Origin of the sequence: Kitasatospora sp. NPDC048722, from assembly GCF_040650235.1 — a bacterium.
Taxonomy (GTDB): Bacteria; Actinomycetota; Actinomycetes; order Streptomycetales; family Streptomycetaceae; genus Kitasatospora.
Map to the genome: position 1 here is coordinate 144,192 of NZ_JBEZGX010000008.1, position 12,982 is coordinate 157,173.

Genomic DNA, 12,982 nt, shown 5'->3' on the forward strand with positions numbered 1-12,982 from the left:
TGTGCGACGACACGCCGGTCGCCGCGCCCCGGAGGCCCTGGAGGCGACGCGGCCGGCCGTTGAGCGCGGCGCCGGTTTGACTGGTGGTGATCATCGGACAGTAGGATCGCTCCGCAACACGACGCGAAGGGGAGCCTCGGTGGCGCGGGTTGCAGTGATCGGTGGCGGTATCAGCGGGCTGGGGACAGCGCTCATGCTGGGCCGGCAGGGCCATGTGGTGACGCTGTTCGAACAGGACGCACGGGCGGCCGGCGAGGACCTCGACCGGGACTTCTACGACTGGGCCAGGCCCCGGGTGCCCCAGGCCGACCAGCCCCACTCGTTCCTCGCGCCGGTGCGCACCGTGCTGCTCGCCGAGGCCCCGGACGTCTACGCCGACCTGCTGGCGCGCGGTGCCCACGAGTACCACGACTTCGACTGGTTCGACGAGCACCCGCCCCGGCGGGACGGCGACGAGGACCTGATAACCCTGCGCACCCGGCGCATCGTGCTGGAGGCCGCCCTGACCGCAGCCGTGCAGCGGGAGGCCGCCGTCGACGTGCGGCGCGGCTGCCGGGTGCGGGGCCTCACCTTCGCGGCGGACCCGCACACCCGCGTCACCGGTGTGGAGACGGACGCCGGGACCCACCCGGCGGACCTCGTCGTCGACGCCGCCGGCCGCCGTTCACCGGTGCCCGGCTGGCTGACCGCGGCCGGTTGCCGCCCGTTTGCGGTCGAGAGCCACCGCGCCGGGATCGCCTACCTGTGCCGCTGGTACCGCCTTCGCCCCGACGGCCCGCGCGACCCCGGGCGGGTCAGGACGGGTTCGTCCACGACCTTCGCGATGGCCGGCGTCTTCCCGTCCGACAACGACACCTTCGCGGTCAGCATGGTGCTCTCCACCGCCGATCCGACCCGCGGCGCGCTCACCGACCCCGCCGTGTTCGAGGCCGTGGCCCGCACTTTCCCCGCCTGCGCCGCCTGGCTTGACCTGGCCGGCGAACCGCAGTCGCCCGTCCTCGCGATGGCCGGCCTGGACAACCGCTGGTCCTCCCTCGTCGACGAGGACGGGCCCGTCGCCACCGGCCTGGTCAACGCCGGGGACAGCCTCGTCCACACCAACCCCACCCTGGGCCACGGCGTCGCCCTCGGCCTGCTGGCCGGCCAGTACCTCGCCGCGCACGCCGACGAGGTCGCCGCCGACCCCGCCGGCTACCACGCCTGGACCACCCGAACCCTCCGCCCGTGGTTCGACGCCCAGGTGAAGGCCGACCAGAGCAACGCCCAGCGCCTCGCCGACGCCGCGCCCGCCACCGACGTGCGGGCCGCCGCCGTGGCCGCGTGCGCCTTCGAGGACCCCGTCGTCATGCGCGCCCGGGCCCACGTGCGCCACCTCGTCCACACGCCCGACACCGCCTACGGCAACGACGAGGTGGACCGCCACGTCACGGCCTGGCTGGCCGACCGTCCCGACTTCGCCCCCGCGCACGACGGGCCGACCCGCGCCGAGTGGGACGCGCTGATCCCCGCTTGAGAGCTCGTCGGGGTCACTTCGGCTTTCCGTCCCAGGCGGTGACGGTGAGCCGGAGGGGCCGACGCCGGAGGGAACGGCCTTGACCCCGAGGAAGACCGTACGTCCCGTGCGACTCCCGCTCCCGCTCCGGCGTTCTCGGACCACCGTCGATGATCAAGGACGACGGTACCGACCCGGCGGCGCTGCCCGGGCCGGGCGGTGAGCTACGGTCAGCGCGTGGAGGAGCTCAGGGGTGGGCCGTTCCCGCCGTTCCCGCCGTTCCCGGTGCGGGGTGTGCGGGCTCGGTACGTGCGGCAGGCGGGGTGTCCGTCGGACTTCGCGGACGTGACGGTGGACTTCGAGCCGTGGGAGGACGGGGTCCTCCTGGAGGTCGCACGTGAGGCGACGGTCGTCGGAACGATCCCGGCGGACGAACTTCGGCTGTGGCACGAGGCGTTCGTCGACGGTGTGCGCGAGGAACTGGCCGCGCGCGGTGTGGATGGCGTGGCGGCGGCCGTCGTCGTCCGCCGTACGGTCGTGCACGACGTGGATTCGAGTGCGCACTCGTTCCGCGCCGCCGGGCGGGTGGCCGTCCGGGAGGCGTTCGTCCGGATCGACGGTCCGCCGCCCCGAACCAAGCGCAGGCGCACCCGATTGACCTGAACCACGTGGCGTGAACCGCGCCCGTCGGGAGGAGGAGCGCAACCCCGCCGATCGGCGCGTGGTCGGGGCACGAACCTGGTGTCAGGTTCCGCGTCGTGGGGCTACGGACCGCGGGCCGCCGCCGAAACCGCGCGCGAGCAGGAGGTGGCCCTGCTGCTCGTGCGCGGCTGTGACACCCGTGAGGTGGCGCGGACGCTCGCGATGGCGCCGTACACCGTGCAGGACCACCTCAAGTCGCTGTTCGCCGAGACCGGGGTGGCCAGCCGGCGGGAGCTGGTCGCCCGGATCGTGCTGGGCTCCTAGCGGACCGGGACGGAGACGTCCGCCGGGCCGAAGGTCACCGTGCTGCCCTTGGGCGTCTCGCCGCCGTACAGGTCGTCCCGGGTCCCGAGCACGAGCGCGAGGCGGTGGCCGGCCGGGACGTCGTAGGCGGTGGGGAACAGCGTGACGTCGAGCGGGAAGGGCTGCCCCGCCGGGCGTCCGGCCCAGCTCTGCGGGGCGTGCGCGACCAGGCGGCCGACGCCGAGCGCGTCCACGTCGTAGAGGTAGGCGACGGCCGTGCCCTGCGACGCGGAGCTGGTGACGGTGGTGTGCACGCGGGACGCGCCACGCACCCGCAGACCCTGCCCGTACGGCTCCGACTGGCGGACGGCGGCGGCCGAGCGGTCGAGGAACGGCACGGCGACGGTCGGCGGCTGGTGCAGCCACTGGTCGACCATGCCGGAGAGCAGGACGACGCCGCCGCTCGCGCCGGAGGACTCGTCGCCGCGCACGGTGGCGGTGCCGCCGAACGCCAGTTGCTCGGTGCGGGAGCTGACGGAGCTCCAGTCCGGGTACGCCTCGTGGACACCGGTCGGGCGGACCTCCAGGTCGACGCCCTGCGGCTGAGTCGTGTTGCCCGCGCCCGCCGGGCCCATGAGGTAGTGGTCGAGCCAGCCGCGGGCGTTGTCCCAGGTGGCGTTGGAGAAGCCGAGCAGGCCGGTGAACTCCTGGCTCGCGTGGTCGCCCGGGCGCAGTTCGAGGCGCTTGGGGACGGTCAGCCGCTGGTAGAAGTCGGCCATCTGGCCGGGGTTGAAGAAGCTGTCGCTCCACCCGTTGGCGAGGTAGATCGCGGCGCCGTTGGCGTTGATGCGGTCCAGGTAGGTGGCCGGGGAGCGGACGCCCGCCCACTTGATCACGTCGGGCAGGTCGTGGTCGCCGAACAGGTCGTCCAGGGCGGTCGCGAACTCCGGGCTCTTGCGGCCGGTCAGGTGCTCGATGTTCTCCAGCCTGGTGGCGGCGGCGGTGTGCCGGGTCTGCCCGCTGTACAGCGCGTCGGTCAGGTCCGCCCAGCCGCTCAGCGAGGCGACGGCCTTGATCCGCGGGTCGAACGCGGCGCCGAGGAGGGTGAGTCCGCCACCGAGCGACAGCCCGATCATGCCGACCCGGTCGGGGTCGGCGGAGGTGTGGGCGAGCGCCCAGTCGATCACCGTCGAGATGTCGGCGACGTCCTTGGGCCCGGCGACGTCCACCTGCCCGCCCGAACCCCAGAACCCGCGCACGGTGTACGTCACGACGACGTACCCGGCGGCGGCGAACCTGTGCCCCTGGGCGACGTACTCCAGGTCGTTCTGCCCCCAGCTCGCCGGCTGCACCACGACCGGGTACCGCCCCTGCGCGTCCGCTCCCGGCGTCCCGGCCGGCGGGGTGAAGACGTCGGCCTTCAGCACGACCCCGTCCGAGGCGGTGATGCTCGCCAGCCGGAACCCGCCGAGCGCCGACGCCGACGCGGCGGCCGCGGGGGCGGCGACGGCGGAAGGTGCCGCCGCGGCCCCCGCTCCCAGCCCGAGCGCCACGACGAGCGCGACGCTCACCGCCCGGTGTCCGCCACTGCGGTGGGGTCGTGCCATCACGCTGTTCTCCCTACTGCTCACACGATCCGATCGCAGGGAGCATAACGATCTGACACCGCATCAGACGAGACGATGATCAGCCAAACTACTGGCCGGTAACCTCCGCCGCCCCCTCATGCCGCACAGTTCAGGGGCCCTCGATGCGGTCCACGATCAGTTCGCACAGCTCGTGGGTGCGCAGGGCGTCGTGGGCGTCGAGGGGTTTGCCGGTGCGGTGGGCGTCGAGGAAGGTGAGGACGCACTGCTCGATGCCGCGCTGGCGGGCCACGGAGACCCAGTCGCCGCGGCGACGGGTGGTGGGCTGGCCGCGGTGGTCGATCACCTCGGCGAGGTTGTGGACCTCGCGCTTGGAGTCGGCCCCGGAGACCTGGAGGATCTCCTCCGTCGAGCCGCTGCGGCGGTTCATGATGCCGAGGGCGGTGAAGCCGTCGCCGGACAGGGTCAGGACGACGTGCTCGACCAGGCCCTCGACGCGGCGGGCGCGGACGTCCACGTGCTCGATCTCGCCGGGCACGAGGAAGCGCAGGGTGTCGACGACGTGGATGAAGTCGTCGTAGACCAGGGTCCTGGCGGCTTCGGGCAGTCCCTCGCGGTTCTTCTGGAGGACGATCAGGTCGCGCGGGCGCTCCAGGGCCTGCACGTAGCCGGGGGCGTGGCGGCGGTTGAAGCCGACCATGAGGGAACGCCCGGTGCGGTCGGCGAGGTCGACGAGGCGGCGGGCGCCGTCGAGGGTGTAGTCGAGCGGCTTGTCGACGTAGACGTCCACGCCGGCGGTGAGCAGTTCCTCCACGATCGGGACGTGCTGGTCGGTGGCCGCGTGCACGAAGGCGGCGCGGATGCCGCCCTTGATCAGCTCGTCGAGGTCGGTGTGGCGGTGGGCGGGGTCGATGCGGTGGGTGTCGCCGATGCGGTCGAGCTTGGCGCGGTCGCGGGTCATCAGGCGCAGATCGAGGCCGGGCAGGGCGGTCAGGACGGGGAGGTAGGCCTTCTGCGCGATGTCGCCGAGGCCGACCACGCCGACGGGGAGTGCGGATTCGAGGGCGTCGGGCCTGCTCACGGGGTCTCCGTTCGAGTGGACGATCATCGGCCCCAGCCTATGCCGGGGGACGGGGAGCGGCGGCGGGACCTCCCGCCGTGACGACCGAGTGACGGTCGGTGACGACCCCGGTCGGTGCCGAGCCAATCGTCCGCGCGCCGGAAGGTCAACGTCCGACTTCGCACACCGGCTCGAAATCGCCAACTTCCCCGCAGGTCACGGGATTCCGGGATCACGCCCCGGTCGTGGCGGCCGCCGCCAGGGCATCCAGCACCGGGCGGATCAGCGGGTGTCCGTCCGCGCCCGCGCGGACGGCGGCGAAGACGCGGCGGGTGGCGAGTTCGCTGTCCACCGGGCGGACGGCGACGTGGCCGAGGTCGACGCCGCGCAGGGCCGAGCGCGGCACCAGGGCTACACCCGCGCCGGCGGAGGCGAGGGCCACGACGGCCCGGAAGTCGTCCGAGGAGTGCACCAGGCGGGGCTGGAAGCCGGCGTGCTCGCAGGCCAGCAGGACGACGTCGTGGCAGGGGTTGCCGGGGTAGGGCCCGATCCAGGGCTCGGCGGCCAGGTCGGCGACGGCGATCGGGCCGTCGTCGGCGGCCAGCGGGTGGCCGAGCGGCAGGACGGCCTCGAACGGCTCGGCGTACAGCGGCACGCGGGTGAGCCGGGCGTCGTCGGCGCGCGGGGCGCCGCGGTACTCGACGGCCACGGCGAGGTCCGCGCGCCCGTCCAGGACCATCGGGAGGCTGGCGTCGCCCTCGGCGTCCAGCACCTTGAGCCGCACGCCGGGGGCGCGCTCGGCGAGCAGTCCGATGGCGGGGGCGAGGACGAGGGCGATGCCGGTCGCGAAGGACGCGACGGTGACCTCGCCGGCGGCGCCCGCGCTGTACGCGGCGAGGTCCGCCTCGGCGCGTTCGAGCTGGGCGAGGACGGCGTCCGCGTGGCCGAGCAGGATCTCCCCGGCAGCGGTGAGGCGCACACCCCGGCCCTCGCGGGCGAGCAGGTGGTGGCCGGTCTCCTGCTCCAGGGCGGCCAACTGCTGGGAGACCGCGGAGGGGGTCAGGTAGAGGGCCGCCGCGGCCGCGGTCACGGTGCGGTGGTCCGCCACGGCCCGGAGGGTCCGCAGCCGTCGTGCGTCGATCACACCCCCAATTCTGCCAGCGCGCCGGGGTGATCCCGGCCGGGCGGCGGGCCGGGACCGCCCAACCGCCGGGGTGATCCCGACCGGGCCGGCCGGGCGCCGACCGACGGCAGCGCGGATTCCGTTGTGCGGTACGGACGTTGGCCGCTTTTGCGTCAATCTTCACGCTCGGACGTTGACCTTCCGCCGGAAGCCCGGTCGGCTCGTCCCGGCCGGCCGTGGGGGTGCACAGGACGGCCGGCTCGTGACCAGGGGAGGAAACCCGCATGACCACGAACCGTTGGCTCCTGCGCGCCGGCGGCACCGTACTGGCCGTGGCGGTGCTCGCCGCGGTCGCCGCACCAGCCGAGGCAGGGACGGCCTCGCCCCCCACCCGGGGCGGCACCGCCCGGGTGAGCGTCGGCCTCGACGGCGCCCAGCCGGACGGCGACTCGACCGCGCTCGGACTGAGCGCGAACGGCCGCTACGCGCTCTTCTCGTCCCGGGCCGCGAACCTGGTGCCGGGCGACACCGACAACGCCTCCGACGTCTTCCTGCGCGACCTGCGGGAGGGCACGGTGACGAAGGTCAGTACGCCGCTGCCGGGCACCACCACACGCGGCTCCTCGCAGGAGCCGGCCATCTCGGCGGACGACCGCTACGTCGTGTTCAGCTCGGACGCCGACAACCTCGTCCCCGGCCTGACCGCCAACCCCGGCAGCGTCCTGCGCCGCGACCTGCGGACCGGGCGCACCGAGGTGGTCAGCACCGCCGGGGACGGCTCGGTGAGCCAGGGCGGCTCGTCCTACGGGCCGTTCGTCGACGCCGAGGGCGGCAAGGTGCTGTTCAGTGCGTTCGACGGGACGCTCGTCCCCGATGACACCGACAACTCCTCGGAGGTGTTCCTGCGCCGCATCTGAGCCCGGCACCACCCGCTACCGTCAACCCCTTTATCCCGCAAGGGGATTGACGTCAGCACCAGGTCACCTCGACGAACGAAGACGACGGCGGTGCGACGTCGACCCGAAGCCTTCCGCACCCACGCCCGCGAGCTGGGCCGCCGAAACCGCGAACGGGAGGGGGAAGCCGCGGGGGGACGGCTTCCCCCTCCCGGGCGGGAGGGTGGGGCAGGTGGTTCAGGGGCCGCACGGGCGGCCTTGGAGGCCCGTGGCCGGTCCGGTTCCGAGCGGACCGGCCACGGGCGGCTTGGGGATCACCGAGGGGGTGACCCGGGGGGGTCACTCCCCCAGCGCGGCGCGCGCGTCGACGAAGGCCGCCACGGCGCGCTCGACGTCCTCGGTGGAGTGCGCGGCCGACAACTGCACCCGGATGCGGGCCTGGCCGTGCGGCACCACCGGGTAGGAGAAGCCGATCACGTAGACGCCGCGCTCCAGAAGGAGCTCGGCGAGCCGGCCCGCCTTCGCCGCGTCGCCGATCATCACCGGGGCGATCGCGTGGTCGCCGGGCAGGATCTCGAACCCGGCCTCGGTCATCTTCGTGCGGAACAGCGCGGTGTTGGCCGCGAGCCGCTCGCGCAGTTCGTTCGAGTTCTCGACCAGGTCGAGCACCTTGAGCGAGGCGGCCGCGATCACCGGGGCGAGCGAGTTGGAGAACAGGTACGGGCGCGAGCGCTGGCGCAGCAGGGCGACGATCTCGCGGCGGGCTGCGACGTAGCCGCCGGAGGCACCGCCGAGGGCCTTGCCGAGGGTGCCGGTGATGATGTCCACGCGGTCCATCACGCCGTGCAGCTCGGGGGTGCCGCGGCCGCCGGCGCCGACGAAGCCGACGGCGTGCGAGTCGTCGACCATGACCATCGCGTCGTAGCGGTCGGCGAGGTCGCAGATCTCGCGCAGCGGGGCGACGTAGCCGTCCATCGAGAAGACGCCGTCGGTGACGATCAGGCGGCGGCGGGCGTCCTGGGTCTCCTTGAGCTGCTGTTCCAGGTCGGCCATGTCGCGGTTGGCGTAGCGGTGGCGGCGGGCCTTGCTGAGCCGGATGCCGTCGATGATGCTCGCGTGGTTGAGCGCGTCGGAGATGACGGCGTCGTCGGCGTCGAGGAGGGTCTCGAAGACGCCGCCGTTGGCGTCGAAGCAGGAGGAGTACAGGATGGTGTCCTCCTGGCCGAGGAACGCCGAGAGGCGGCCCTCCAGCTCCTTGTGGACGTCCTGCGTGCCGCAGATGAAGCGCACCGAGGCCATGCCGTAGCCCCAGCGGTCCAGCGCGTCCTTGGCGGCGGCCACCACCTCGGGGTGGTCGGCCAGGCCGAGGTAGTTGTTGGCGCAGAAGTTGAGCACCTCGCCGGGGCGGCCGCCGCCGGTGACGGTGACGGCGGCGTTCTGCGGGGTGCCGATCACCCGCTCCGGCTTGAACAGGCCGGCCTCGCGGATCTCGTCGAGGGTGGCGGCGATGTCGGCGCGCACGTTGTCGAACACGAACGGTCTCCTAGTCGATTCGGCGGGGCTCAGGCGGTCCGGCGGGGCTCAGGCGGTCCGGCGGGGCTCAGGCGGTCCGGCAGGGCTCAGGCGGTCCAGTCGAGGATGATCTTGCCGCAGTTCCCACCGGCCGCGTCGTCGAAGGCGGCCTCGAAGTCGTCGGCCGCGTAGCGGCCGGTGATCACCGGGCTGAGGTCCAGGCCGCCCTCCAGCAGCACGGACATCGCGTACCAGGTCTCGAACATCTCACGGCCGTAGATGCCCTTGATGGTGATCATCGAGGTGACGATGCGGGCCCAGTCGACCGGGAAGTCGTCGGCGGGCAGGCCGAGCATGGCGATCTTCCCGCCGTGGGTCATGTTGGCGATCATCGACTGCATCGCCTCGGGGCGGCCGGACATCTCCAGGCCGACGTCGAAGCCCTCGCGCAGGCCGAGCTTCTGCTGGCCGTCCTCGATGGTGTGCTCGGCGACGTTGAGCGCCAGCGTCACGCCGACCTCGCGGGCCAGGTCGAGGCGGTACGGGGAGACGTCGGTGATCATCACGTTGCGCGCACCGGCGTGCTTGGCGACGGCGGCGGCCATGATGCCGATCGGGCCGGCGCCGGTGACCAGCACGTCCTCGCCGACCAGCGGGAAGGACAGGGCGGTGTGCACCGCGTTGCCGAACGGGTCGAAGATCGCGGCCACGTCGAGGTCGACCGGCACCCGGTGCACCCAGACGTTGGAGGCGGGCAGGGCGACGTACTCGGCGAACGCGCCGTCGCGGTTGACGCCCAGGCCGATCGTGTTGCGGCACAGGTGGCGGCGGCCGGCCAGGCAGTTGCGGCACTTGCCGCAGACCAGGTGGCCCTCGCCGCTGACCAGGTCGCCGACCGAGATGTCCGCGACGCCGGCGCCGATCTCGGCGACCTCGCCGACGAACTCGTGGCCGATCACCATCGGGGTCCTGATGGTCTGCTGCGCCCAGCCGTCCCACTTGCGGATGTGCAGGTCCGTACCGCAGATGCCGGTCCGCAGGACCTTGATCAGCACCTCGCCGGGGCCGATCTCGGGCTTCGGGACGTCCATCAGCCAGAGTCCGGGCTCGTTCTTGTGCTTGACGAGTGCCTTCACGGGCTTCGGCTCCTGACGTGCGAGTGGGCGGGCCTGCGGACGTGGGCAGGCCGAGGCGGCCCGCAGCGGCCGTTCCTGGCGACCACACCTCCGGGCAGGCAGAAATCTGCCTGGTGGGGAGGGGTGCGGTCCATCGAGGAATTCTTAAGGGCGGCCACAGCTGGGCTAAACGATCGTGCCCGAGCTGGGCCCCGGCGCGGGTGCGGCGTGCCGTCGGCCACCCGTTCGGCGGAGCGTGCGGCGGCCACGGCGACACCAACCGGGCGGCTGGACGGGGTACTTGACAGCGCGCCGCCAGTCCGATTGGAGCACTCGGCTGACGGCGGGCCCGTTCGGATCAGCCGGAAGTCGGCCCGCGCGCGGCCGGGCGGCAACGGTGCTTACGGTGGCGCTGCTCCCGTGCGGCCCTGTGGAGCAGCGGCTCCGGGGCCCTCCGCCCCAGAGACCCGCCCCAGAGAGGCGCCTCGACCCATGACCAAGACCCGACGGCCGCGCCAGGCCGTTCCCCGGTCCATAGCCGTCCCCCGGTGCGCCGCCACGCCCCGCCCGGTCCGCCGGGCGGGCGCCGCCGCACTCGCGCTGACCGGTCTGCTCTCCGCCGCCGCCTGCTCCGGCCCGTCGTCCGGGAAGCAGGCCGCCGAACCGGTGATCACCGCCGAACCGGCCGCGCTCAGCCCGTCCTACGGGTCCGGCTCCCCCTCGGCCTCGGCCAACGGGGTCGTGCCGCTCACCCCGGACGTCACCGCCAGGCTCGACGCGGCGATCCAGCGGGTGCTGAGCCAGACCGGCGTCCCCGGCGTCAATGTCGGGATCATCACGCCCGGCGGGACGTACCTGAAGTCCTTCGGCGTCGCCGACAAGACCACCGGGACGCCCATGGACCCCTCGCTCCACCTGCGGATCGGCAGCGAGACCAAGACCTTCACGGCGACCGCCGTGCTGCGCCTGGTCGACCAGGGCAAGGTGGGCCTGGACGACCCGATCTCCGCGTACGTGGACGGCGTCCCCGGCGGCGACGGGATCACCGTGCGCCAGCTCGGCGAGATGCGCAGCGGGCTGTTCCCGTACAGCTCCGACCCGGACTTCGTGAACACGCTGATCAACGACCCGAACCACGTGTTCACCCCGGACCAGTTGCTCGCCTACGGGTACAAGCACCCGGCCGTGTCCCCGCCCGGCACCCAGTTCCAGTACAACAACAGCAACTACATCATCCTGGGCAAGCTGGTCGAGAAGCTCGGCGGGCTGCCGGCCGGCCGGTTCATCACGGACCAGGTGATCACGCCGGCCGCGCTGGGCCAGACCAGCTTCCCCACCGACGGGACCATGCCCTCGCCCTACGCCCACGGCTACACCGAGCAGACCCCGAGCGGGGCGATCGCGGACGCCACCAACTGGAACCCGTCCTGGGCCTGGACCGCCGGCGCGATGATCAGCACCGTGGCCGACCTGGAGAGCTGGGCCAGGACCATGGCCACCGGCGCCCTCCTGAAGCCGGCCACCCAGGCCGAGCGCCTCAAGACCCTGCCGACCGGCGACCCCGGCGTCGGCTACGGCTTCGGGCTGTTCGACAACAACGGGTGGATCGGCCACAACGGCTCGCTGCCGGGCTACGAGAGCGTCGCGGTGTACCTGCCGCAGGCGCAGAGCACGCTGGCGCTGCAGCTCAACACCGATGTGCTGTACCAGGGTTCGGAGCCGTCCTCGCTGTTCGCGAACGAGATCACCAAGATCCTCTCGCCGAAGCACGTCTACTCGATCCCGCCGGCGTCGGCCGCGCCGTCGACACCGGCGTCGGGGTCGGCGTCCGGACCGGCCCCGGGTGCCACGTCCACCGGGAGCCCGCCGTCACTTCCGGCGAGCAACTCGCCGTCGACCGTGCGGACTTGATCGCATCCACCTCATGGCGGAGGCCCGACCCGGCGGCGGGTCGGGCCTCCGCCATGAGGTGTCGTCACGTGCCCAGAACCCGGGCCAAGTCGTACGACACCGGCTCCTCCAGCTGTTCGTACGTGCAGCTCGCCGGCGTGCGGTCCGGGCGCCAGCGGCGGAACTGCGCGGTGTGCCGGAAGCGGGTGCCCTCCATGTGGTCGTACGCGACCTCGACCACCCGCTCCGGGCGCAGCGCGACCCACGAGAGGTCCTTGGTGCCGGTCCACCGGCTGACCGCCCCCGGCAGCCTGCCCTCCGCGTGCGCGGCCTCGTCGGCCCAGGCGCCCCAGGGGTGTTCGGACAGGTCCGTCGTGCGCAGCGGCGCCAGCTCCTCGGCCAGTTCACGGCGCCGGGCCATCGGGAAGGCGGCGCACACGCCGACGTGCTGGAGCCGGCCCTCGGCGTCGTTGATGCCGAGCAGCAGCGAGCCGACGACCGGGCCGCTCTTGTGCTCGCGGTATCCGGCCACCACGCAGTCGGCGGTGCGCTCGTGCTTGATCTTGAACATGGTCCGCTCCCCCGGCCGGTAGGGCTGGTCCAGCGGCTTGGCCACCACCCCGTCCAGCCCCGCGCCCTCGTACTGCGCGAACCAGGTCTGCGCGAGGTCGCGGTCGGTCGAGGCGGGGGCGGTGAACACCGGGTCGACGGCTCCGGCGAGCGCCGACTCCAGCGCCGCCCGGCGCGCCGACAGCGGCTCGTCCAGCAGCGACGCGTCGCCGAGCGCCAGCAGGTCGAAGGCGACGAACGAGGCGGGCGTCCGCTCGGCCAGCAGCTTCACCCGGCTCGCGGCCGGGTGGATGCGCTCGAGCAGCTCCTCGAACCGCAGCCGCCCGTCCCGGGCGATCACCACCTCGCCGTCGACCACGCAGCGTTCCGGCAGCTCCCGCCGCAACGCCTCCACCAGTTCGGGGAAGTACCTGGTCAGCGGCTTGCCGGTGCGGCTGCTGAGCTCGACGTCCGCGCCGTCGCGGAACACGATCGTGCGGAAACCGTCCCACTTGGCCTCGTACTGCATCCCCGGCGGGATCTTCGCCACCGACTTGGCGAGCATCGGCGCCAGCGGCGGCATCACGGGCAGGTCCATGGGCCTCACGGTAAGCGCGCCGCGTCCGGCGCGCGCCTTTTCGAGTTGTGCGCGAGGATCGGAGCCGTGAGTCCACCCGCCACGGAGGCGGCAGGCTTCCTGCGCCGGCGGCTGGGCCACCGCGCAGAGGACCAGCCCGGCCCTGTCGAGGACGTCTCCCTGGCCCCAGACCCGCTCCTCTGTCGCCGGCGCCTGTGCCCCTCTCGAAGGAGGACC

General features: G+C 73.2%; 11 protein-coding genes. 5 read left to right on the top strand and 6 right to left on the bottom strand.

All coding sequences use genetic code 11. The annotated features are described in order from the left end of the window. Positions 1-139: 139 nt before the first annotated feature. The 3 genes from AB0C76_RS09230 (at position 140) to AB0C76_RS09240 (ending at position 2,458) form a co-directional block, all read left to right on the top strand. Positions 140-1,513: an FAD-dependent oxidoreductase gene (locus tag AB0C76_RS09230; protein ID WP_359962030.1), complete on the top strand. Its 1,374-nt coding sequence runs from the start codon at positions 140-142 to the stop codon at positions 1,511-1,513. 216 nt (positions 1,514-1,729) lie between these two features. Next, complete coding sequence (locus AB0C76_RS09235) at positions 1,730-2,155, top strand: hypothetical protein (protein ID WP_359962032.1); 426 nt, start codon at positions 1,730-1,732, stop codon at positions 2,153-2,155. 78 nt (positions 2,156-2,233) lie between these two features. Next, positions 2,234-2,458, top strand: coding sequence for a helix-turn-helix transcriptional regulator (locus AB0C76_RS09240; protein ID WP_359962035.1), 225 nt, complete (start codon positions 2,234-2,236; stop codon positions 2,456-2,458). Here AB0C76_RS09240 and AB0C76_RS09245 read toward each other — a convergent pair. The 3 genes from AB0C76_RS09245 to AB0C76_RS09255 form a co-directional block, all read right to left on the bottom strand. Continuing rightward, positions 2,455-4,044 carry a CocE/NonD family hydrolase gene (locus AB0C76_RS09245; RefSeq protein WP_359962038.1) on the bottom strand — a complete coding sequence of 530 codons (1,590 nt, stop codon included), beginning with the start codon at positions 4,042-4,044 and terminating at the stop codon, positions 2,455-2,457. The genes AB0C76_RS09240 and AB0C76_RS09245 overlap by 4 nt on opposite strands. A gap of 130 nt (positions 4,045-4,174) precedes the next feature. Then, positions 4,175-5,104 (bottom strand): Gfo/Idh/MocA family oxidoreductase, encoded by a 930-nt coding sequence (locus AB0C76_RS09250; protein WP_359962041.1) that lies wholly within the window; start codon positions 5,102-5,104, stop codon positions 4,175-4,177. A 211-nt stretch (positions 5,105-5,315) separates the two neighbouring features. After that, positions 5,316-6,227 carry a LysR family transcriptional regulator gene (locus AB0C76_RS09255; RefSeq protein ID WP_359962044.1) on the bottom strand — a complete coding sequence of 304 codons (912 nt, stop codon included), beginning with the start codon at positions 6,225-6,227 and terminating at the stop codon, positions 5,316-5,318. Positions 6,228-6,490: 263 nt separating this feature from the next. Here AB0C76_RS09255 and AB0C76_RS09260 point away from each other — a divergent pair, with 263 nt between their 5' ends. Next, the gene (locus AB0C76_RS09260; RefSeq protein ID WP_359962047.1) at positions 6,491-7,123 is read left to right on the top strand and encodes a hypothetical protein; all 633 of its coding nucleotides are present in this window, start codon (positions 6,491-6,493) and stop codon (positions 7,121-7,123) included. A 318-nt stretch (positions 7,124-7,441) separates the two neighbouring features. Here the strand turns inward: AB0C76_RS09260 and AB0C76_RS09265 are convergent, their stop codons facing one another. Together AB0C76_RS09265 and tdh are read right to left on the bottom strand one after the other, a co-directional pair. Continuing rightward, a complete protein-coding gene (locus AB0C76_RS09265; RefSeq protein WP_359962050.1) occupies positions 7,442-8,635 on the bottom strand; it encodes a glycine C-acetyltransferase in 1,194 nt (397 codons plus the stop codon). Positions 8,636-8,721: 86 nt separating this feature from the next. After that, positions 8,722-9,750 (bottom strand): L-threonine 3-dehydrogenase, encoded by a 1,029-nt coding sequence (gene tdh / locus AB0C76_RS09270; protein ID WP_359962053.1) that lies wholly within the window; start codon positions 9,748-9,750, stop codon positions 8,722-8,724. Positions 9,751-10,221: 471 nt separating this feature from the next. On the opposite strand from tdh, the gene AB0C76_RS09275 reads away from it, so the two are divergent. Next, on the top strand, positions 10,222-11,640 hold the full coding sequence (locus tag AB0C76_RS09275; RefSeq protein ID WP_359962056.1) for a serine hydrolase domain-containing protein: 1,419 nt from the start codon (positions 10,222-10,224) through the stop codon (positions 11,638-11,640). Between the two features lie 64 nt (positions 11,641-11,704). Here the strand turns inward: AB0C76_RS09275 and AB0C76_RS09280 are convergent, their stop codons facing one another. Further along, complete coding sequence (locus tag AB0C76_RS09280; protein ID WP_359962059.1) at positions 11,705-12,766, bottom strand: ATP-dependent DNA ligase; 1,062 nt, start codon at positions 12,764-12,766, stop codon at positions 11,705-11,707. Between the last annotated feature and the right edge of the window lie 216 nt (positions 12,767-12,982).

Excerpts from the sequence above, each read along its gene's own strand:
- AB0C76_RS09280 (WP_359962059.1), bottom strand. The coding sequence starts at position 12,766 with ATGGACCTGCCCGTGATGCCGCCGCTGGCGCCGATGCTCGCCAAGTCG.
- AB0C76_RS09275 (WP_359962056.1), top strand. The coding sequence starts at position 10,222 with ATGACCAAGACCCGACGGCCGCGCCAGGCCGTTCCCCGGTCCATAGCC.
- AB0C76_RS09245 (WP_359962038.1), bottom strand. The coding sequence starts at position 4,044 with ATGGCACGACCCCACCGCAGTGGCGGACACCGGGCGGTGAGCGTCGCG.
- AB0C76_RS09260 (WP_359962047.1), top strand. The coding sequence starts at position 6,491 with ATGACCACGAACCGTTGGCTCCTGCGCGCCGGCGGCACCGTACTGGCC.